Source organism: Bacillus sp. LSHTCR4 (assembly GCF_057197025.1).
This window is the reverse complement of the sequence record NZ_JBXUNO010000007.1, coordinates 8,316-31,136: the sequence shown is the minus strand read 5'-3', so window position 1 is coordinate 31,136 and position 22,821 is coordinate 8,316. Positions and strand designations below refer to the sequence as shown.

Genomic DNA, 22,821 nt, shown 5'->3' with positions numbered 1-22,821 from the left:
TAGCTCTGTTAAATGGCAGAAAACATTTATATCATTACGCAACCCGTGCGGATATATAGGGCATCTTTGTCTTATAAAAAGCGTACGTTGCGTATATCGTAACGTACGCTTTTTATGCATTTTTGTGCATATCGTCAAGCGGCGGTATGCTTTTTTTTGTTTATTTTCCATGCTACTATATAAAACTTTGGAAGGTGGAAAAATGTGATGAGATTGTATGGGTTACGAAATGTAAATGTGATGGGTCTGGATAGTGGATAAAGAAATGAGAGGTAAACGAGAACGAGAAGGGAGAGATTACATTGTTTTCAGTATTACTAAAGTTAAAGTGGTTTTTTAAAGAGCATTGGAAGAGATATAGTATCGCCATTGGAGCTCTTTTAATTGTGAATATAGTTGAAGTTATTCCCCCGAAAGTGTTAGGGGTTACGATTGATAATATAAAAACAGGAACGTTATCAAACGAAGCTATTATACAGTCTATTCTTATTTTAATTGGGGTTACGATAGTTGGATATGGTCTCACTTTCGTATGGCAACATCAATTGTTTGGCGGTGCATTCGTGCTTGAGAAGACGATGCGCTCTAAATTTATGGGCCATTTACTTAAGATGACGCCGACTTTTTATCAAAAAAATCGTACTGGTGATTTAATGGCGAGAGCGACAAATGATTTAAAAGCAATCGCTATGACAGCTGGTTTCGGTATATTAACGCTCGTAGATTCGAGCTTATATATGCTTACGATTGTCTTTATGATGGGATTTACAATTAGTTGGGAGCTTACATTTGCGGCACTTATCCCGCTTCCAATTATGGCGTATGCGATGAATATATATGGAAAGAAATTGCATGAAAGATTTACAGTTGCGCAAGATGCGTTCGGTGATATGAATGATAAAGTACTTGAGTCAATCGCTGGTGTACGCGTGATTCGTGCATACGTACAAGAAAATGCAGATCAAGAAAGATTTCATCATTTAGGGGATGACGTCTACGAAAAGAATATGAAAGTAGCTAGAATTGATGCACTATTCCAACCAACTGTGAAAATGCTTGTCGGTCTTAGTTATTTAATTGGTTTAGTGTACGGTGCATATCTTGTATTCCAATCAAAGGTGACACTTGGTGAACTCGTTTCCTTTAACGTGTATTTAGGGATGATGATTTGGCCGATGTTTGCAATTGGCGAATTAATTAATGTTATGCAAAGAGGAAATGCGTCACTCGATCGTGTGAATGAAACGTTAGCGTATGAACCGGATGTTAAGGATCCGAAACATCCAAAGCTTGTACAAGAGCCGGATTATATTCAGTTTGATGACGTTACCTTTTCATATCCTTCATCAACTGAAACAAATTTAAAAAAGGTTTCGTTTACATTAAAACAAGGGGAAACGCTTGGGGTTGTTGGAAAAACAGGAAGCGGAAAAACGACGCTCGTACGTCAGCTTCTTCGCCAATATCCGCTTGGAGATGGGGATATTGCAGTCTCTGATGTGACGTTAGATAAAATAACGAATGAAAATGTACTCGGCTGGATTGGATATGTACCGCAGGAGCATATTTTATTCTCAAAAACAGCGAGGGAAAATATTTTATTCGGAAATCGAGAAGCGACGGAAGAAGAACTCGAGAAAGCAATTGAAATTGCGGCGTTTAAAAAGGATTTAGAGTTTTTACCAGAAGGATTAGAGACGCTTGTCGGAGAGAAGGGTGTTTCTTTATCGGGAGGGCAAAAGCAAAGGATCTCGATTGCGCGAGCTGTTATTCAAAATCCAGAAATTTTAATTTTGGACGATTCTTTATCAGCTGTTGATGCTCGTACGGAAGCAGCGATCATTGAAAATATAAGAACAGAAAGAAGTGGAAAGACGACAATTATTACGACGCATCGTTTATCTGCTGTACAACATGCGGATTGGATTCTCGTTATGGATGAAGGGGAAGTAGTGGAAGAAGGTACGCATGATCAGCTTATCCAAAAGGGAGGCTGGTATGCGGAGCAGTTCGAAAGACAACAAGGGGAAAGTGAAAGTGCGGATAGTGGGGTGAAAATATGAGCGTTTCAAAACGATTGTTTCAATATGCAATGAAAGTGAAAGGGACGATTTTTGCAGCGATGCTAATGTTATTTATTTTCGTCATCGCAGAGCTTGCTGGTCCTTTCGTCGCGAAAACGATGATTGACGATCATATCGTCGGGATAGAGAAACCTTGGTATGAAACAGAACAGAGTGAAGATGCTGTTTCGTATAATGGGGCTTTTTATAAGCGAAGTGATCGCTTTGAACAAGGCGAGAAAAAAGGAAAAGAAGTACGCGTGATGCAAGTCGGTTTTCAATATTATTTTGTACCGAATAAAGTAAATGTGGAAGGATCACGGACTGTAAAAGGGGATATGATTACTGTTCAAAATGGTAAGGCGGTGCAAGTGTATAAAGCGAAAGCATTGACGAAAGAAGAAGTGTTTGCGTTTTATAAACCAGAAATAAACCGTTTACTCCTACTTGGTGGTGGCTATTTTGCTTTATTAGTAGTCGTATCATTGTTTGCATACGGAAAGCAGTTTTTCTTACAGAAGGCAGCGAACAAAATTATTCAAATTATGAGGGAAGATGTCTTTTCTCATATTCAAACGTTGCCGATTCGTTATTTCGATCATTTACCAGCAGGGAAAATTGTGTCGCGTGTAACGAATGATACGGAAGCCATTCGTGATCTATACGTAACGGTACTTGCGACATTCGTTTCAAGTATCATCTATATTATTGGGATATTTGCCGCGCTATTTTTACTTGATGTAAAATTGGCGACGTTATGTTTACTCATTATCCCGATTTTAATCGTTTGGGCCATTCTTTATAGAAAGTATGCGTCTGTATACAATCATAAAATGCGTTCGCGTTTATCTGATATTAACGGAACAGTGAATGAATCCATTCAAGGGATGCCAATTATTCAAGCGTTCCGTCAAGAGCGTGAAACGAAAAAAGAGTTTGAAGAATTAAATGGCGATTATTTTAAGTATCAAAATAAAATTTTGAATTTAAATGCAGCAACTTCTCATAATTTAGTATCCGTATTAAGAAATATCGCTTTCACAGGTGTGATCTGGTATTTCGGTGGTGCTTCATTAAGTGCTACAGGCGTCATTTCTCTAGGGATACTGTATGCGTTCGTGGATTATTTAACACGATTGTTCTCACCGATTACAAATATGGTGAATCAGCTTGCTAACTTAGAACAATCGCGTGTTGCATCAGAGCGTGTTTTTGAATTGTTAGAGGAAAAAGGAGAAGCAGTAGAAGAGGAACGTATGCCTCGCTTACAAGGAAATGTGAAGTTTGATAATGTGTCGTTTTCTTATAATGGGAAAGATGAAGTGCTAAAAAATATTTCTTTTGAAGCGAAACAAGGGGAGACCGTGGCACTTGTCGGTCATACTGGATCAGGAAAAAGTTCTATTATGAACGTACTCTTTCAGTTTTACGAGTTTGAAAAAGGAAAGCTTACGATTGATGGTCATGATGTAAAAGAGATGCCGAAACAAGCAACTCGTGAACATATGGGAATTGTACTGCAAGATCCGTTTTTATTTAGCGGAACAGTAGCATCTAATGTAAGTTTAGAAAATGAAAAAATTTCAAAAGATCGCATCATAAAAGCATTGCGTGATGTTGGTGCAGAAAGATTTGCGAACAATATAAATGAAGAAATTACGGAGAAAGGAAGTACTCTTTCAACCGGAGAACGTCAGCTTATATCGTTTGCTAGGGCGCTCGCTTTTGACCCAGCCATTTTAATTTTAGATGAAGCGACATCTAGTATCGATACAGAAACAGAGGCGATGATTCAACAAGCGCTAGAAGTTGTGAAAAAAGGAAGAACGACATTTATTATCGCTCACCGACTTTCAACAATTAAAAGCGCAGATCAAATTATCGTGCTTGATAGAGGAACGATTTTAGAAAAAGGGTCTCATGATGAACTTATGAAAAAGCGCGGACGTTATTACGATATGTACAAAACGCAAATGGAAGGTAATCAGAGTGCTTAATATGTGTAGAGAAGAACTTGCGATTTTCGCAAGTTTTTTTTAGTGAATCAGGACAGTTAAATAAGAAGTATTATTTTACCTTTCGTACAATAAATGCTATATTAAAAAATGTTACTTATTTTTTGTATGTAGCATTATTTTTCCCTTTTGTTTGATTATGAAGAAAAAGGATAAACTAAATAAGAACATTTTCATTGAAAAATTGTTCAAGATTGCATACAATCAATATAGTTTTTAAATTCCTATCAGAATACTTGGAGGATTACTATCATGAAGAAATTATTTTCAGTGCTTGCAGTAACTACATTAGCGATCGGGATTGTAGCCGGCTGCGGTAAAGAAGAGAAAAAAGATACAGCTAGTCAAGACGCATTACAAAAGATTAAACAAAGCGGTGAACTTGTAATTGGTACAGAAGGTACATATCCACCATTTACGTTCCACGATTCAAGCAATAAATTAACTGGATTCGATGTTGAATTAGCAGAAGAAGTTTCAAAACGTTTAGGAGTAAAACCTGTATTTAAAGAAACACAATGGGATAGCTTACTTGCTGGTTTAGATGCAAAACGTTTCGATATGGTTGCGAATGAAGTTGGTATTCGTGAAGATCGTCAAAAGAAATATGACTTCTCTAAACCATATGTTTCATCTTCAGCGGTATTAGTTATTGCAAAAGATAAAGATAAACCTGCTACATTTGCTGATGTAAAAGGATTAAAAGCAGCACAATCTTTAACAAGTAACTATGCAGATATTGCTAAGAAAAATGGTGCGGAAATTACGAATGTAGAAGGCTTTAGCCAAGCGGCAGAATTATTAAACACTGGCCGCGTTGATTTCACAATTAATGATAAATTATCAGTGTTAAACTATTTAGAAACGAAAAAAGATGCAAAAATTAAAATTGTAGATACAGAAAAAGAAGCGTCACAAAGTGGATTCTTATTCCGTAAAGGTAGCGATAAGCTAGTACAAGAAGTAGATAAAGCGTTAGAAGATATGAAAAAAGATGGTACGTATGACAAAATAGCGAAAAAATGGTTCGGTGAAAATGTATCTAAGTAGTGCATTGGTTTCAGATCGATTGTCTACTTGGATAGATATTATGCAGTCTTCCTTCATGCCTATGCTGAAGGAAGCTGTGTTTACGACAATTCCATTAACGCTTATTACATTTATTATCGGGATTATACTTGCGACGTTAACGGCGCTTGCACGTATTTCAGGTAGTCGTATTTTACAATGGATTGCTCGTATCTATGTATCTATCATTCGCGGAACGCCACTTCTTGTACAGTTATTTATTATTTTCTATGGTCTTCCAACTCTTAATGTTGAGGTTGAGCCATATACAGCAGCAGTTATTGGATTTTCATTAAATGTCGGTGCATATGCATCTGAAATTATTCGTGCTTCTATCCTTTCGATTCCGAAAGGGCAGTGGGAAGCAGCTTATACAATTGGGATGACATACCCACAAGCGTTAAAACGTGTCATTTTACCGCAAGCAACGCGTGTATCAATCCCGCCGCTTTCGAATACATTTATTAGCTTAGTGAAAGATACTTCATTAGCATCTTTAATTTTAGTAACAGAAATGTTCCGAAAAGCACAGGAAATTGCGGCAATGAACTATGAATTTTTAATTGTTTATTTCGAAGCAGGTCTTATTTATTGGGTTATTTGTTTCTTATTATCAATCGTACAACAGATGTTAGAAAAGCGTTCAGAACGCTACACATTAAAATAATCCTTTCACAAAAGGAGTTTTTGTTTTTATGATTTCAATTCAGCATTTACAAAAAAGTTTCGGAGATAATACCGTACTAAAGCATATAGATTTAACAGTTGAGAAGGGCGAAGTTGTTGTTATTATTGGGCCGTCTGGATCTGGTAAAACGACATTCTTACGTTGTCTTAATGTATTGGAAACGCCGAACGCTGGTAATATTCGTATCGGTAATAAAGAGCTTAACTTCTCTCAAAAAGTATCGAAGAAAGATATTGTTAACCTTCGTACCCAAACAGGTATGGTATTCCAGCACCATAACTTATTCCCGCATTTAACAGCACTTCAAAATGTAATGGAAGGGCTCGTTACAGTGAAAAAGATGGGGAAAGAAGAAGCGAAGAAAAAAGCAAACTATTTCCTTGAAAAAGTTGGTTTAGCAGATAAAGTGGACTTATATCCGTTCCAATTATCAGGCGGACAACAACAGCGCGTTGGAATTGCTCGCGCGCTTGCGATGGAGCCTGAGGTGTTACTATTTGATGAGCCGACGTCAGCACTTGATCCTGAACTCGTTCAAGAAGTTCTGAAAGTAATGAAAGAACTTGCTAAAGAAGGTATGACGATGGTCATTGTAACGCACGAAATGCGCTTTGCACATCAAATTGCAAACCGCGTTATTTTCATGGATGGCGGTGTCGTTGTCGAACAAGGTACACCAGAAGATGTATTTACAAATCCAAAAGAAGAACGTACGAAGAAGTTTTTACAAATGTTGCAATAAATTAAGGAAGGTCTCAAGGCATATGCCTTGAGACCTTTTTGCCATATATATTTATTTGTGGAATCCGCCAAGGCTTTGCTCAGCCATTGCAACTAGACGTTTTGTAATTTCGCCACCAACAGAACCGTTAGCACGAGCCGTAGAATCTGCTCCTAATTGTACACCAAATTCTTGAGCGATTTCGTACTTCATTTGGTCGATTGCAGCTGTTGCTCCTGGTACTACTAATTGATTTGAAGAATTTTGGTTTGCCATAGGAATATATCCTCCTTAGAGTTATAAAAATTTTTTTTGGTTGGACTAGCTGGAGTTGAACCAGATTATCGCCCCGTTTGGCGCTAATCCATCGGTAATTAAGTTTGTACTCATAGTATGGATGTTACCTAGAAAGATATACGAAATAATAATTTGTAAATTTTGTAAAAAAATCTTAGTGATTTCGTAAATTATGAAATAAGAGTAATCGTTGTATTTTTTAGAAAGAAGGCTAAACTAAAGGCAATATGAAATATGTTTTTTTGTATCCCGATATTTTGGGGCAAATCATTAACTTCTTATTTATGACGTATTACATTTAGTGTTCTATTTTGAGTAGGGGCGGGACAGACGCTCTTACGCATGGCTAGATGCTCTCTTCAATCAGATAACGTATGGAGGAATCGTGATGGGAATTTGCCCGCTTTGCAACGCATTAGAATCACAAACATATTCTTGTCAAAATTGCCAAGGTATACTCCAAGACTATGGGAAGGCTGTAGATTACATAGACGATTATAGTGCGTATATGGACCAAGAATTATTGAGTGCAGTAGATGGTTTAACACATAATAATTCAAATGAATATTGCAATCATATTTTTTATTGCGGAGTATGTAATGTGGAAACAGAGGTTGTAGTAAAACTTGTGTAAATAGAAAACTTCCACCTTATGAATGAGGTGGAAGTTTTTGTTTTTGTATTTGTAAGTGAATCATAGGGGACGGGATATGCTCGTTGTTTGAGGAAGTCTCTGATTTTATTTGGGACATTTTTTCTTTTGTATCGCGCAAAGAATGTTCAGTTAAGTAGATGGCATATTCGTAAAATAATTGGCGCGTTAGTTCACTTTGTTCTTTTAACTTGGCATCTTGGAATACAGTACGCCCTGGTTTAGAGTTTGCTTCAAAGAGCCATGGGTTTTCCTGTGTGTCTAAACCGATATCAAAACCGATTTCTCCGATATTTCCGGTTACTTGTTCATCGAGCGCGTAACTAATTTGTAAGGCGGTATGTTTTAACTTATTTTCAATTTGAACTTGTTTCGTTGAATCTGGAAAAAGTTCTTGAAGTAATTTGGTATCGCCACCGCTATTTACATGCGTTGTTAAGCTACCTTTGCCAGCAATTTTTGCCACGATTGCACTGACCATCCATTGACCAAAATGATTTTTGTTTGTATGAATGCGGAAGTCAACAGGTTGACCGTCGAAGCGAAGTAAGGAAATACCTTGTTGTACGATAAACTTTTTTAAATCATGTCCTTTCAATACATGGTTCAGAAGCGTTTCTAATGATTGGTACTTTCTTAGTTTATTTTCTTCATTTTCGCGATAACGACAGTAGTAGCAATTCTCTGCTTGAGAATAAAATAGTTGATGAATATTTCTACCGAAGCTACCATGAATCGGTTTCATGTAAATTGATTTATACGTTCCGAGAAATCGTTCCACTTGTTCGAAGTGCTGAAATGTTTCTGTGTTTGGTAATAACGGTATGATGGATTCATCTTTCATAAGAAGTTGATGGACTTCCCATTTATTAAAAAAACCTGGGTTAAACCATGGAATAGCATAGTCATGCTCTAGCTTTCTTTTTGCTCTTACGATCGGTTTATAATTTTCGGCTTTCCGATTTGGTAATCGATCGTAAATGACATTCGGTAAAGGAACTTTTTTCTTTATCCACTTTTCCTCTTGAAAGAAATACCCTTCAATTGTTTCGTCTTCCCAGTCTATATGTTGCACACCAAAAACGAATACAAATGGTCGTAAGGTGAATGGTGGCGTTAGTAACTCGCCAAGAGAAGTGGAACGGTTCCCTAAAGGATTAGAAGCGTCATCGTTAAAACCAGTTGTGAAAATCCCGATTAATGGTCCGAAAATAATCGTTTGGTTTTGTGTGAATGCATGGATAGTAGTGGAATGAGGAAGTAAAAGTTTCTCTGCAATTTGTTTTCCAATAATGATTTCGCGAGCAAAGGAATAATGAATTTTTACATCTTCACTTGCAACATGGCGTAGGCCGAAGGAAAGGGATGTAATTGGTGGTGTGATGGAAAAAATATAAGGTAAAGTAATACTATTTGGATGCTCATCTGAAATATTTAATGTATATATATGCTCTTTCAAAATAGATTTACCCCCTTTCATTATGGTGTAAAGCGACTAAATTTTAATGGTCCGTGATATATTTTTTCGGCTAATGAATCACTATGACGAATGTAATGTTCGTACGGAGGAATCGTGTTGACATACATAAGCCAAATTGCCCCTTTTTGATCCATAATAGTGGAAAGCTCTAGCTCAAATAACGAAGAATAAGATTGATCTAGTGTTTGAAACACTTCATTTATAATGTCTTGTAAAGCGTCCTGTAATAATTGTACACCGGTACTAGATAGTACGTATTTAATTTTTGAAAATGCATGCAGCGAGGAATCATCGGTTGCCGAAAGTAAAAGTTGATTCGGAAATGAACTTTTTTGTATAAACTGACCGATAACGTTCCACTTCTGTTCTTTATTTTTTTGTAAAATAGTCCGAATATGAAGTGGGTATGTTAATTGATTTGGTGGTTGCAGCATTGTATGGGTGATGTAACGTGCTGATCGTATATTAGATTTGTACCAAGATATAAATTCATCAGTCCGTTTCATTGGAGTAGAATCATGATAGGCGTCATTTATCGTATCAATATGAAATGTTTTATTTTTATAAGCGACCCGGTACAGACTTTCATTGGAATGCGTGTTAGTAGGACGTATAATAATATCTTTTGTTTTTAATAACAGTTTGAAAACGTTGTGTATCGTTGCTATTTCAAATTTTGGTATATAAGGTGATAATTTTTTATTCGTGAGAAATATATCATGTAGTTCGCTTAAGTCAATGAGTGTGTTATTTAAAAAGGTAGTGGAAGGACGGTTGTGTAATGAGTGAATAATTGACTTTGCTTTTTCGATGTCTGTTTCCTCGTTAAAAGAAGAACGATCGTATATATAAGAAGGAATAGGGAATGTTTGCTCTTTCCATTTTCCTGTATCTGTATCATAAATCAGACCAGAAATAAGATCTGTTTTAGGATCAATACCAAACGGCGTAAACTGTGCAACGACATTATGATAAAGCCGAGCGCGTTTAGCGATTTCGGTGTAATATGTTTGCTCATAATGAGGCTGAGAAGTTAAAATACCGAGAACCAACGAAATCACTCCTTTACTAACAAAATGTTGGCATAATAGGCGAAGCTATATATTGCAAATACGTTTTTATACCATTATACTTTTGTCCGTATGATGATATGCTATGGTTTTGGAGAAGCGAAAGGTTGATTGTAATGAATATATGGTTAAGTATGTTAACAACGACAGGGCTCGGAGCGATTATTGGAGGATTTACAAATCATTTAGCGATAAAAATGTTATTTCGTCCTCATCGTCCTATTTATATTGGGAAATTTCAAGTTCCATTTACACCAGGATTAATTCCGAAGCGCCGCGATGAGCTTGCTGTTCAATTAGGGAAAATGGTTGTTGAGCATTTGTTAACACCAGAAGGAATCGGAAAGAAGTTAACAAATGAAGAGTTTCAAAAAGGTTTAATCCACTGGGCACAAGTAGAAGTGGATAAAGTAATTATGAATGAACAGTCACTGCGACACATGTTAGAAAAATGGAACATAGCGCATGTAGAAAAAGAAGCGACCGAGAAAATCGAACAGGTAATTACAGAAAAGATTCAGGCATTTTTAGAAGAGTACTATACATATACATGGGAACAGGCTTTACCTCAGTCTGTTCATGAAAAAATAGAGAGTGCGATTCCAAATGTTTCAGTATTTATTTTAGAACGAGGAATCAGTTTTTTTGAAAGTGAAGAAGGGAAAGCTCGTCTTTCAAAAATGATTGATGATTTCTTTGCTTCTAGGGGTACATTGCTTAACTTAGTCGGAATGTTTTTAGGAAATGTAAGTGTAGTGGATCGTGTGCAACCAGAAGTCATTAAGTTTTTAGGGCAAGATGGCACAAAGCAGCTTTTAACTGATGTACTGCAAAAAGAGTGGGAGAAGTTAAAAGGAAGAGATGTAAAAGAGTTAGAAACGTTTGTAGAAAAAGAAATGATTGTAAACTCCATATTGTCAGCTGTTAAAGTTGAGGAAACAGTGAGTAAGTTTTTAAACCAATCTGTACAGCAAGTATGTGAGCCAGTTCGAGAAACAATTATGGAAAAGGTAGTTCCAAGTGCAGTAATGAAAGGCTTGAAGTGGGGAGCAGAAAACGTAGCGAGTATACTAAATAATCTCCACTTGGCTGAAATTGTCCAGCAAGAAGTGTCTACATTTTCAACGGAGAGACTAGAAGATTTAGTTCTGTCCATTACAAAAAATGAACTAAAAATGATTACGTATTTAGGTGCCTTATTAGGCGGAATGATTGGAATCGTGCAAGGGTTATTACTGTTGTTTCTTAAATAATAAGATATGTACATACAAATAAAAGTGAAATTTCTTCACATCTCTTGCATAGTTTGATATGGTAAGAAGAGGTGCGTATGTAAATGCACGTAAAAGGCAGTGCGTATGAAAAGCGCTAGCCTTCTAAAGGAGGAAAAATAAAATGACAAAAAACATTCATGATGTAGCATATGAATTACAAAAAGCAATCGCTGAAAACGATGACTTCAAAACGTTAAAAGAGAGCTACGCATCAGTTCAAGCTGATGCAGCTTCAAAGAACTTATTCGATGAGTTCCGCACAATGCAACTTAGCCTACAACAAAAAATGATGCAAGGTCAAGAAATCACTGAAGAAGACAACCAACAAGCACAAGAAGTTGTAGTTCGCATTCAACAAGATGCTAAAATTACAAAGTTAATGGAAACTGAGCAACGCTTAAACGTTGTAATCGGCGACGTTAACAAAATTATCATGAAGCCACTTGAAGAATTATATAGCGCGCAACAACAAGCGTAATGAGAGAAGACGCCCTAGTATAGGGGCGTCTTTTTTGTTTGTTATTTCTTGAAATACTCAGTCTCAATATTTTTTTCCTTCAAAAACTTTTCAATTTCTTTTTGCTTTCTGCCATTAACTTTCTCAAAGCGTTTTGTAAAAGAAAAATCAGTTTTGAATAAGTTACCATCTTGAGCGAATTTTTCTATTTCCTGATCTAATTCTACTGAAAGTGCTGTAGATGCTGAAATATAATTATGAATTTCCTTTGAAGGCTGTTTGTAGTTAGAAGGAATCATATTGTTACTAATAAAATGATGGAAGTTCGCATCATTTTGTTGTGCTAAATCTACTAGTTGTTTTAATTTCTCCCGGTCGGATTCAGTAACCTTCTCGTCAGACATGGCTGACGAAAGTGGAACGATGTTTTCGTATAACTCTCCGCTATAATCTAAATAAGTTTTTATATTTTGTTTCATTTCGTCTTCGTTAATCGTTTCATTCTTTTTGGAGGAAGTGAATATAGTTTCCGGAATTTTAATCGTAACATCTTTAATAGATTGTACATCGTCTTCTTCCCTAGGGTGTGAACTGTTTGAACAAGCTGGTAGTAATAAAACTGTAAGTAGCATGAGTGCGTATAAAATATACTTTTTCATATGGATCTCCTTTTATATTCAGTAGTGTCTTTGTAAAATAGCCACATTCCATTTCAAATACTTTACTAAAGTTGCGTATAGATGTTTTACCATTTGGTAACATATGACGGATATAAGTAAACCACTGCAAAAAGCGATGAACACATTATAAACATCGGAATAGCTAATTTGATGAAACCCTTTAAAAAATCCTAACCCTATTAATAAAATAGGTGAAATGATTAAGAATGGAGTGACAATGACCAGTGCTAGAAGAAAAGGTAATAAAAAGAGTAGTACGAAAAAGGCGATAAAGATAAATGCAAAGTTTAAAACACTTAAGCTCATAACAGAAAATAGTGCGGTTATCATATTTTTAAAGCTTCGTTTCTTGTCAGCATTGCTTATTGCATAGGAAACAGTAAGTTCTTTAGCGATCGTTTTAGGGTTTCCTAGCTTTCTAGCAATTTCTTCTTCACATTTGCCATCTTGTTTACCACTAATAAAATGAGTTTCGTACTCTGAAATAATATCTTTCTTTTCTACATTAGGCATATTCCGTAGAGAAGAACTAAGTTGTTCCAAAAATTCATTTTTGTTCATAACAATCACTTTCCTTTATAAAATAATGAAAGCTGAGAATCTTATCTTTCGAAAAGGGGACTCGAATTACAAAATACATTCCAATTAATGGGTATTCCATTATTTACAAATATATCATTTGGTATTGTTCTTTGCAAGGTACTGTTATTTTTAAAATACTGTGATGAGATGGCAATTTTTTTTCAGTTTTTTTGAGGAAATATAAAAATATTATTTTAGGATAAATAAAGGGTTGTAAGCGTATTCCTTAATCGGTGTCAAAAAACTGTCAAATTCATATCGTTGGAAAAATAATGCATTTGTAATATAATGATAAATAATACTTCACCACATTAATTAACTAGGTGAAGTTAAAAATCTTTATTACACACATTATGAAATAAAGGAATGATTAGTTTGAGTACAGGTGTAAAAGCAAACGACGTGAAGACAAAAACAAAAGGAGCAGATCTTGTTGTTGATTGTTTAATTAAACAAGGTGTTACACATGTTTTCGGTATTCCAGGAGCGAAGATTGACTCTGTATTTGATGTACTGCAAGAAAGAGGACCAGAGTTAATTGTTTGTCGTCATGAACAAAACGCAGCATTTATGGCAGCTGCGATTGGTAGATTAACAGGGAAACCGGGTGTATGTCTTGTAACTTCAGGACCAGGGACATCAAATTTAGCGACAGGTCTTGTTACTGCGAATGCGGAGAGTGATCCCGTTGTTGCTTTAGCTGGTGCAGTTCCACGTACAGATCGATTAAAACGTACGCACCAATCTATGGATAATGCTGCACTATTCGAACCAATCACAAAATATAGCGTAGAAGTAGAGCATCCTGATAATGTGCCAGAAGCATTATCAAATGCATTTCGAAGTGCGACTTCCACAAATCCAGGCGCTACTTTAGTCAGTCTTCCGCAAGACGTTATGACTGCGGAAACGACTGTAGAGTCTATCGGTGCGCTTTCTAAGCCACAGCTTGGAATCGCTCCCACACGTGATATTACATACGTAGTAGAAAAAATAAAAGCAGCGAAATTGCCGGTTATTTTACTCGGTATGAGAGCAAGCACAAATGAAGTAACGAAAGCTGTTCGTGAATTAATTGCAGATACAGAACTTCCTGTCGTTGAAACATATCAAGCAGCTGGTGCGATTTCACGTGAATTAGAAGATCATTTCTTCGGCCGCGTTGGATTATTCCGTAACCAACCAGGTGATATTTTACTAGAAGAAGCGGACCTTGTTATTTCTATCGGTTATGACCCAATTGAGTATGATCCGAAATTCTGGAATAAACTTGGGGACAGAACGATTATTCATCTTGATGACCATCAAGCAGATATCGATCATGATTACCAACCAGAGCGTGAATTAATTGGTGATATTGCCTTAACAGTAAATAGCATCGCAGAAAAATTACCGAAACTTGTGTTAAGTACGAAATCAGAAGCAGTATTAGAACGATTACGTGCGAAATTATCAGAACAAGCAGAAGTTCCAAATCGTCCTTCAGAAGGTGTTACGCATCCACTTCAAGTGATTCGTACACTTCGTTCTTTAATTAGTGACGATACAACCGTTACATGTGACATCGGTTCCCATTCTATTTGGATGGCGAGATGTTTCCGTTCTTATGAACCACGTAGATTATTATTTAGTAACGGTATGCAAACGTTAGGTGTTGCACTTCCTTGGGCAATCGCAGCTACTTTAGTAGAACCAGGTAAAAAAGTAGTTTCCGTATCAGGTGACGGTGGTTTCTTATTCTCAGCGATGGAGTTAGAAACGGCGGTACGTTTAAATTCTCCGATCGTCCATCTTGTTTGGAGAGACGGCACATATGATATGGTTGCATTCCAACAAATGATGAAATACGGCAGAACATCAGCTACAGAGTTTGGTGATGTTGATCTTGTGAAATATGCGGAAAGTTTCGGGGCATTAGGTCTTCGTGTTAACAAGCCTGATGAATTAGAAGGGGTATTAAAAGAAGCATTAGCAGCAGACGGTCCTGTCATTATTGATATTCCAATCGATTACCGTGACAACATTAAATTAAGCGAAAAATTATTACCAAACCAATTAAACTAATGGAGGCAGATTTGAGATGACTGTTGCGCAATTCATTGATATTGATGCAAAAAAAACGAAAATGAGTAATGAAGTATATCAAACATCTACAATGCTTGCACTATTAGATGGTATATATGATGGTGTGATTAGCTTTGAGGAACTAAAGGAACGTGGTGATTTCGGTATCGGCACATTTGATCAATTAGATGGTGAAATGATTGCGTTTGATAATGAATTTTATCATTTACGTTCAGACGGTTCAGCAGAAAAAGTAGAGCCAGAAGAAACAACGCCATTTGCGACTGTAACGTTTTTTGAAAAAGAAATGAGTTATACGGTAGAGCATCCGATGAATCGCGAAGAAGTGGAAGCATTATTACATGAATTAATGCCGAGTAAAAACTTATTTTATGCGATTCGAATGGATGGTACGTTCCGTGAAGTAAGAACGAGAACGGTTCCAAGACAAGAAAAACCGTATACACCGCTCGTTGAAGTGACGAAATCACAACCAATCTTTTCATTTAAACATACAGAAGGTACGCTTGCTGGATTTTGGACGCCAGATTATGCGCAAGGTATTGGTGTAGCTGGATTCCACTTACATTATATTGATGATGAAAGAAGCGGAGGCGGACATGTTTTCGACTATATTGTTGAAAACTGTACGATCCAAATTTGTCAAAAAGCTCATATGCATTTAGCACTTCCAGAAACAGCTGATTTTATGGCAGCTGAATTATCAAGAGAAAATTTAGAGGATAATATTGCAACTGCGGAAGGTGCAGAGTAAAAAGGGAGAGACTGTTCCATTTTGGAACAGTCTTCTTTTATTCGTAATGTCATTATTTGTCGGTAAGTCGATATTCCTTGTCGAATCGTTGATATATTTTGAGTTATGATAGATATATTTGAAAAATCGTTGATATATTGTAAGTTACGATAGATATATTCGGAAAATCGTTGATATCGTTTATTTCTTTGAAACAAACGGATGCCCTTCATAATAAAAACGCCACGGATAATGTACAGCTTCTTCTGCATAGTCGATATTAATACGAGGTCCTGCTGTTATTTTATATTGTGATGATATGTGTTCTTCTTTTGGAACTAATTCAATATGTAACGTATCACTTTGTAACGATACACCGCGTTCTTTTAAAGTGATGCCAAGTGCACGGCATAGTTTGCCAGGACCGTTCGTTAAATTTTTGTACTGCGCTTTTGTAATTTCGGTCTTATTGTAGCGTGCTAGTTTTATTTCTTCGATTCCATCTACTGGCTCAAGAGCTCGAATGAGAACACCTTGCGGGGTGCCCACTGGCGCTGTAATAACGTTAAAACAATGGTACATACCGTAAATTAAATATACGTAAGCATGTCCTGGTGCACCAAACATGACTTCTGTGCGGTCCGTTCGTCTGCCGCCGTAACTATGTGCGGCCTTATCATCGGGACCTTTATATGCCTCTACTTCAACAATGATTCCACTTCGCTTTATTCCGTCTACAATATGAACAAGTTTCTGTCCGAGTAATTTTTTTGCTACTTCTAACGTATCGCCTTCATAAAAGGAAGGAAGTGCTTGCATTGTACTATCTCCTTTACTGAGTGTATATGTATATAGTAAACCAAATTTTCAGTAGTAATTCTAACTCGTTCTATTTGCTACATTTATTTCATAAATTATGGATAGAGTACAACAGCGAAGAGGGGGAGTGCGACATGATTTATCGCTTACTAGCTCTTAACATAGATGGGACACTACTATACAACAACGGAAAAATTGCAAAAGGATTAAGAGAAACAATTGAATTTGTGAAAAGAAAAGACGTATACGTTACATTATTTACGAGCCGTAATTTTCAGTCTGCTCATAAAGTAGCAAAGGCGTTAAAATTAGATTCTATATTAGTGACACACGGTGGTGCTTTCATTTCAGCAACGTTAGATAAGCCGTACGTTCAAAGAAGGTTATCGGAAGAGAAGACATTTAATATTGTGCAAGTATTAGAGCACTTTGATTGTAACGTCCGCATCTCTCATGAACGATTTTCAATTGGAAATCGTGAGAGAAATACACCAAATTTAATTGCGCGTACTGTGTTATCGAGTGCAGATCCGTTATTTTATCCAGTTCAATTTGTAGATTCATTAGGTGATGCGCTTCGTGATCATCCGGTAGCGGCGCCAAAAATTGATGTTCTTTTCCAAACGAAAGGTGAAAAAGAAAGAGGGCTCAATACATTAAGAAAAGCGTTTCAAGATATAGAGTACGTTGAGTGTGATTCAAAACGAATAGAAATTTTGCCGCAAAATGTATCAAAATTACGCGGATTACAATTGCTTGGAGAGCATTTAAATATTTCGTTAAACGAAATGGTTGCGATTGGAGATAGCACGGAAGATTTAGAGGTCATTGAAAATGTGGGTCTCGGGGTAGCGATGGGGAACGCACCTGTAGAGGTAAAACAAGCAGCCGACTGGATTACACGTTCAAATAGTGAGAACGGCGTAGAATATATGATTAAAGAACATTTCCGCAAGCAATTCCCGCTTCCGTTTTTGAAGAATCATAAAAATACACCGAAACGATAAAGGAAAAACGTAGCTTTTGGCTACGTTTTTTTGTTGTACTGATTAAAACGTATAATAACGTTTTAGATTATGAATTGTTTATGAAATCTATACAATTTACTTGAATACTCTGGGAAATTATTGTAAAGTGAATGATGTTGCCAAAATAGTTACACCATATGAAATATTCTCCAGATTAATTTTGTTGAGCTCCATATGCAAAAAAACACTCCCGCATGATAGTTTCATTCACGTATTATCTCAAAAATGAATTGTAGTAATTTTATTAATGAGTTGTAGAGTTTCTTTGGTTTATTTAAATGGATTATTTTAAGTTAATGTGAGTAAGGATTGGTACATATGAAAAGTACTTCTTTTCATAAATTTAGGAATTATAAAAGGGGGAATGAATTTTTTGAGGAAATCATTTAATCAAAAAATAAAAAAATTAAGTAGTAGTTTTATAGTCGTGTTATTAGTATGTATGAATTTTTTAATCCATTTACCATATAAAGCAGAGGCAGCTACAACAGAATTAAAAGGTTTAGGTGATGTATCTTATTACAATGCAATCATTTTTGGAGATCATAGTGCAACGAGTGCGGATATTGAGGGTGCGATGGCTATTCAAAAAAATATGAATGCATCAAGTTATACAGTCTTAGCGGCTGCAACTGGAGCAAATAACTTAGCAGGAGCAACTTGGGTAGATGAAGGATATCCATCATTATTACTAGGCGGTCAATTTACGAAAGCGGGAGCAGGACAAGTAATTATTCAAGATGGAACAGTGGCGATGACAAAAGACGGTGATCCAGATGGTGCAATGAAAACGTCATATGACCGTATCTCTTATAAAGAGCAAGCAGAGATTGATGCTAAGTTTAAAGAATTTAGAAAAGACGTTGATGGTGTAATTGGGGATGCAAGTAAACTACAGACTGATAAGCCAAAACCTAATATGAGCTTTGGAATCGGTGAAGATGTAAACAACCCTAATATTTATGTCTCTTCAGGCCAAACGGGAAAGAAAGCATTTGATGTAACAGACGTTTTTCTTCCGAATGTAGAGAATAAAGACTTTATTGTTATTTATTCAGATGCAGAAGAAGTGAGTTTTGGTAGCGGTGCAATTTTGTATGATACAAGAAATACTGGGATGGCGACGGATTTAATTAATACATCTCAAGCATACGACCCTAATTCATCTTTTACTGAGTTAGCTAGTAAGGTAATTTGGGTATTTCCTAATGCTACAAAGATAACAACTAAAGGTTATGGTGTAGTAGGTAGTGTGTTTGCACCTAATGCAGTTGTAGAAACAAAAGGTGGTTCTATTAATGGACAAGCCTATGTTGGTGGATTACACCAAAGAGATGGATTTGAGGTTCATAATTTTAAATTTAACTGGCCAAAGTGGAAAAAGCCAGCAGCTGAAAAAGGAAATTTACAAATTAAAAAAGTTGATGAAAACGATGAAAACATTGTTTTAAAAGACGCAAAATTTGATGTTATAGATAAAGAGAATAATGTTGTAGATACGGTTACAACAAACGAAAAGGGTATTGCGGAAGTTAAAGATTTACCATTTGGTGATTATTTTGTAAAAGAAATTAGTGCACCAGAAGGATATATAAAAGTTGATACACCAGTCAAAGTAACAATTGATAATACAAACGTAATTGAATTTGTTATGAAGAATACGAGAAAAGTAGAGAATGGCCAATTTAAATTATTGAAAAAAGATAGTGAATCTGGTCAACTTCTACCAGGTGCAAAATTTGATGTTATCGATAAAGATGGGAAAGTTGTGGAAACAATTGTTACAGATGATAAAGGTGAAGCCTTATCGAAACAACTTCCAGTTGGAAGCTATACATTAAAAGAAGTAGAAGCACCGAAAGGATATGAATTATCATCTAGTTCAGTTTCTGTTGATGTAGAGGCTAATAAAGTAGTGACTGTAGATGTGGTGAATAAAAAGATCCCCGAAAAAGTAACAGGTCAATTCGAAATCGTAAAAGTAGATGCAGAAGATAAAGCGAAAGTATTATCAGACGCAGAATTTGAAGTGTACAAAGATGGTAAAAAAGTAGAGACGTTACGAACAGATAAAACAGGTAAAGTAATCTCTCAGAAATTAGAGCCAGGAAAGTACACATTAAAAGAAACGAAAGCACCACAAGGGTATAAATTGCTGAAAGAAGAAATTGAAGTCGTTGTGGAAGCAAACAAAGTAGTACAAGTACAAGTAGAAAATGCGAAAGAACTAGGAAGCTTACAAGTAATCAAAAAGGATGCAGAGAGTGGAAAAGTTCTATCAGACGCAGAATTTAGACTAAAGAACGAAAATGGTCAAGTAGTTGGAGAAACGAAAACAACGAATAAAGACGGCGTTGTGAAATTCCAAAACTTAGTGCCAGGAAAATATACGTTAGAAGAAACGAAAGCGCCAGAAGGCTACAAAGCAGTCGAAGTAACAGTCGAAGTAAACGTAGTAGCGAATGAAGTAGTAAAACAAGAAGTTATGAACGAAAAGTTAACAGGTCAATTTGAAATCGTAAAAGTGGATGCAGAAGATAAAGCGAAAGTATTATCAGATGCAGAATTTGAAGTGTACAAAGGTGGTAAAAAAGTAGAGACGTTACGAACAGATAAAACAGGTAAAGTAATCTCTCAGAAATTAGAGCCAGGAACATACACATTAAAAGAAACGAAAGCACCACAAGGATATAAGTTGTTAAAAGAAGAAATTGAAGTCGTTGTGGAAGCAAACAAAGTAGTACAAGTACAAGTAGAAAATGCAAAAGAACTGGGAAGCTTACAAGTAATCAAAAAGGATGCAGAGAGTGGAAAAGTTCTAGAGGATGCAGAATTTAAGCTGAAAAATGAAGCTGGTCAAGTAGTTGGAGAAACGAAAATAACGAATAAAGACGGTGTTGTGAAATTCGAAAACTTAGTGCCAGGAAAGTATACGTTAGAAGAGACGAAAGCGCCAGAAGGCTATAAAGCAGTTGAAGTAACAGTAGAAGTAAACGTAGTAGCAAACGAAGTAGTAAAACAAGAAGTTACGAATGAAAAAGTAACAGGTCAATTTGAAGTGGTGAAAGTAGATGCAAATGATAAAACGAAATTGTTATCAGGTGCAGAATTCGCAGTGTATAAAGATGGTAAAAAGGTAGCAGAACTGAAAACAGATGAGAATGGAAAAGTGATGTCACCAAAATTACCATTAGGTGAATACACAGTGAAAGAAACGAAAGCACCAGAGGGCTATAAGCTTTCGAATAAAGAATGGAAAGTAACAATTCAAAATGAGAACGAAATTGTAAAATTAGAGGCAGAAAACGAAAAAATCTTAGGTTCTCTACAAATCATTAAAACGGATGATAAAGATCAAACGAAACGTTTAGCAGGCGCAGAATTTACATTGAAAGATGTGAAAGGCAATGTTGTAAAAGAAGGAATTACAACAGATAAGTCTGGAACTGTTAAAGTAGATGGACTTGTGCCGGGTGAATATACGTTAGAAGAAACAAAAGCGCCAGAAGGTTATGAGTTAACTAAACAAGTAATTCATGTAACAGTTGACGGTGAAAAAATTGTTGATGTAAAAGTAACGAATAGTAAGAGTCTTGGTCAATTCGAAATCGTAAAAGTAGATGCAGAAGATAAAGCAAAAGTATTATCAGACGCAGAATTCGAAGTGTATAAAGGTGGTAAAAAAGTAGAGACATTACGAACAGATAAAACAGGTAAAGTAATCTCTCAGAAATTAGAACCAGGAACATACACATTAAAAGAAACGAAAGCACCACAAGGATATAAGTTGTTAAAAGAAGAAATTGAAGTCGTTGTGGAAGCAAACAAAGTAGTACAAGTACAAGTAGAAAATGCAAAAGAACTGGGAAGCTTACAAGTAATCAAAAAAGATGCGGAGAGCGGAAAAGTTCTAGAGGGTGCAGAATTTAAGCTGAAAAATGAAGCTGGTCAAGTAGTTGGAGAAACGAAAACAACGAATAAAGACGGTGTTGTGAAATTCGAAAACTTAGTGCCAGGAAAGTATACGTTAGAAGAAACGAAAGCACCAGAAGGTTATAAGGTAATAGAAGTAACAGTAGAAGTAAATGTAGTAGCGAATGAAGTAGTAAAACAAGAAGTTACGAATGAAAAAGTAACAGGTCAATTCGAAATCGTAAAAGTAGATGCAGAAGATAAAGCGAAAGTATTATCAGATGCAGAATTCGAAGTGTATAAAGATGGTAAAAAAGTAGAGACATTACGAACAGATAAAACAGGTAAAGTAATCTCTCAGAAATTAGAACCAGGAACATACACATTAAAAGAAACGAAAGCACCACAAGGATATAAATTGCTAAAAGAAGAAATTGAAGTCGTTGTGGAAGCAAACAAAGTAGTACAAGTACAAGTAGAAAATGCAAAAGAACTGGGAAGCTTACAAGTAATCAAAAAAGATGCGGAGAGCGGAAAAGTTCTAGAGGGTGCAGAATTCAAGCTAAAAAATGAAGCTGGTCAAGTAGTTGGAGAAACGAAAACAACGAATAAAGACGGTGTTGTGAAATTCGAAAACTTAGTGCCAGGAAAGTATACGTTAGAAGAAACGAAAGCGCCAGAAGGCTATAAAGCAGTTGAAGTAACAGTAGAAGTAAACGTAGTAGCAAATGAAGTAGTAAAACAAGACGTGTTGAATGAAAAATTGAAAGAAAAAATTACAGGGCAATTAGAAATTACAAAGGTAGATGCTAATGATACAAATAACAAATTAGCAGGCGCAGTGTTTGAAATTTGGAAAGACGGAACAAAAATCGATACATTAACATCAGATGAAAATGGTAAAGCAACTTCGAAAGAACTGGATCCAGGAGATTATATTTTAAAGGAAGTTCAAGCGCCAGAAGGTTATGAGTTATCTGATAAGGAAATCGAATTTACGATTTCTAATCAAAAATTTGAAGTTGTAAAACTTCAAATTACAAATAAAAAAGAAACAAGCGAACGTCCAGAGAAGCCAGGTGAAGAAACAGAAAAGCCAGGTGAAGAGACAGAAAAGCCGGGTGAAGAAACAGAGAAGCCAGGTGAAGAAACAGAGAAGCCAGGTGAAGAAACAGAGAAGCCAGGTGAAGAAACAGA

Annotated in this window: 18 protein-coding genes; 12 read left to right on the top strand and 6 right to left on the bottom strand. The window is 36.1% G+C overall.

Features of this window, described 5'->3' with window-relative positions:
- Nucleotides 1–302: 302 nt before the first annotated feature.
- The 5 genes from AC2CGR_RS25870 to AC2CGR_RS25850 all read left to right on the top strand — a co-directional run bounded on the left by AC2CGR_RS25870 (nt 303) and on the right by AC2CGR_RS25850 (nt 6,576).
- A complete protein-coding gene (locus AC2CGR_RS25870; RefSeq protein WP_087966929.1) occupies nt 303–2,063 on the top strand; it encodes an ABC transporter ATP-binding protein in 1,761 nt (586 codons plus the stop codon).
- On the top strand, nt 2,060–4,060 hold the full coding sequence (locus AC2CGR_RS25865) for an ABC transporter ATP-binding protein (protein WP_087966927.1): 2,001 nt from the start codon (nt 2,060–2,062) through the stop codon (nt 4,058–4,060). Before AC2CGR_RS25870 ends, AC2CGR_RS25865 begins: the two co-directional genes overlap by 4 nt.
- A gap of 270 nt (nt 4,061–4,330) precedes the next feature.
- On the top strand, nt 4,331–5,128 hold the full coding sequence (locus tag AC2CGR_RS25860; RefSeq protein WP_000732852.1) for an amino acid ABC transporter substrate-binding protein: 798 nt from the start codon (nt 4,331–4,333) through the stop codon (nt 5,126–5,128).
- Nucleotides 5,115–5,813, top strand: coding sequence for an amino acid ABC transporter permease (locus tag AC2CGR_RS25855; RefSeq protein ID WP_029437600.1), 699 nt, complete (start codon nt 5,115–5,117; stop codon nt 5,811–5,813). Before AC2CGR_RS25860 ends, AC2CGR_RS25855 begins: the two co-directional genes overlap by 14 nt.
- Before the next feature lie 28 nt (nt 5,814–5,841).
- Nucleotides 5,842–6,576, top strand: coding sequence for an amino acid ABC transporter ATP-binding protein (locus tag AC2CGR_RS25850; RefSeq protein ID WP_087966925.1), 735 nt, complete (start codon nt 5,842–5,844; stop codon nt 6,574–6,576).
- Nucleotides 6,577–6,627: 51 nt separating this feature from the next.
- Here the strand turns inward: AC2CGR_RS25850 and sasP are convergent, their stop codons facing one another.
- Complete coding sequence (gene sasP, locus AC2CGR_RS25845; RefSeq protein WP_000013338.1) at nt 6,628–6,831, bottom strand: small acid-soluble spore protein, SasP family; 204 nt, start codon at nt 6,829–6,831, stop codon at nt 6,628–6,630.
- A 409-nt stretch (nt 6,832–7,240) separates the two neighbouring features.
- Between sasP and AC2CGR_RS25840 the strand changes: the two genes are divergently transcribed.
- Complete coding sequence (locus AC2CGR_RS25840; RefSeq protein WP_029437602.1) at nt 7,241–7,486, top strand: hypothetical protein; 246 nt, start codon at nt 7,241–7,243, stop codon at nt 7,484–7,486.
- Nucleotides 7,487–7,502: 16 nt separating this feature from the next.
- Here the strand turns inward: AC2CGR_RS25840 and AC2CGR_RS25835 are convergent, their stop codons facing one another.
- Together AC2CGR_RS25835 and AC2CGR_RS25830 are read right to left on the bottom strand one after the other, a co-directional pair.
- Nucleotides 7,503–8,963: a YheC/YheD family endospore coat-associated protein gene (locus AC2CGR_RS25835; RefSeq protein WP_131101470.1), complete on the bottom strand. Its 1,461-nt coding sequence runs from the start codon at nt 8,961–8,963 to the stop codon at nt 7,503–7,505.
- Nucleotides 8,964–8,983: 20 nt separating this feature from the next.
- Nucleotides 8,984–10,036: a YheC/YheD family protein gene (locus AC2CGR_RS25830; RefSeq protein ID WP_087966921.1), complete on the bottom strand. Its 1,053-nt coding sequence runs from the start codon at nt 10,034–10,036 to the stop codon at nt 8,984–8,986.
- Between the two features lie 134 nt (nt 10,037–10,170).
- Here AC2CGR_RS25830 and AC2CGR_RS25825 point away from each other — a divergent pair, with 134 nt between their 5' ends.
- Both AC2CGR_RS25825 and AC2CGR_RS25820 read left to right on the top strand, forming a co-directional pair.
- Entirely contained in the window at nt 10,171–11,307 is a 1,137-nt protein-coding gene (locus tag AC2CGR_RS25825) for a DUF445 domain-containing protein (protein ID WP_270185466.1), read from the top strand.
- Between the two features lie 142 nt (nt 11,308–11,449).
- Complete coding sequence (locus AC2CGR_RS25820) at nt 11,450–11,806, top strand: YlbF/YmcA family competence regulator (RefSeq protein ID WP_270185465.1); 357 nt, start codon at nt 11,450–11,452, stop codon at nt 11,804–11,806.
- A 41-nt stretch (nt 11,807–11,847) separates the two neighbouring features.
- On the opposite strand, the gene AC2CGR_RS25815 is transcribed toward AC2CGR_RS25820, so the two are convergent.
- Both AC2CGR_RS25815 and AC2CGR_RS25810 read right to left on the bottom strand, forming a co-directional pair.
- Entirely contained in the window at nt 11,848–12,444 is a 597-nt protein-coding gene (locus AC2CGR_RS25815) for an NDxxF motif lipoprotein (protein WP_270185464.1), read from the bottom strand.
- Between the two features lie 18 nt (nt 12,445–12,462).
- A complete protein-coding gene (locus AC2CGR_RS25810) occupies nt 12,463–13,026 on the bottom strand; it encodes a DUF1700 domain-containing protein (protein ID WP_270185463.1) in 564 nt (187 codons plus the stop codon).
- Nucleotides 13,027–13,422: 396 nt separating this feature from the next.
- On the opposite strand from AC2CGR_RS25810, the gene alsS reads away from it, so the two are divergent.
- On the top strand, nt 13,423–15,111 hold the full coding sequence (gene alsS, locus AC2CGR_RS25805; RefSeq protein WP_270185462.1) for an acetolactate synthase AlsS: 1,689 nt from the start codon (nt 13,423–13,425) through the stop codon (nt 15,109–15,111).
- A gap of 16 nt (nt 15,112–15,127) precedes the next feature.
- Nucleotides 15,128–15,886: an alpha-acetolactate decarboxylase gene (gene alsD / locus AC2CGR_RS25800; RefSeq protein ID WP_087966912.1), complete on the top strand. Its 759-nt coding sequence runs from the start codon at nt 15,128–15,130 to the stop codon at nt 15,884–15,886.
- A 180-nt stretch (nt 15,887–16,066) separates the two neighbouring features.
- On the opposite strand, the gene AC2CGR_RS25795 is transcribed toward alsD, so the two are convergent.
- The gene (locus tag AC2CGR_RS25795; protein WP_087966910.1) at nt 16,067–16,684 is read right to left on the bottom strand and encodes a DNA-3-methyladenine glycosylase; all 618 of its coding nucleotides are present in this window, start codon (nt 16,682–16,684) and stop codon (nt 16,067–16,069) included.
- 134 nt (nt 16,685–16,818) lie between these two features.
- Here AC2CGR_RS25795 and AC2CGR_RS25790 point away from each other — a divergent pair, with 134 nt between their 5' ends.
- Together AC2CGR_RS25790 and AC2CGR_RS25785 are read left to right on the top strand one after the other, a co-directional pair.
- Entirely contained in the window at nt 16,819–17,691 is an 873-nt protein-coding gene (locus AC2CGR_RS25790; protein ID WP_131101476.1) for a Cof-type HAD-IIB family hydrolase, read from the top strand.
- Nucleotides 17,692–18,076: 385 nt separating this feature from the next.
- Nucleotides 18,077–22,821, top strand: a 4,745-nt coding sequence (locus tag AC2CGR_RS25785) for a SpaA isopeptide-forming pilin-related protein (protein ID WP_484481334.1), incomplete at its 3' end; no start/stop codon positions are given.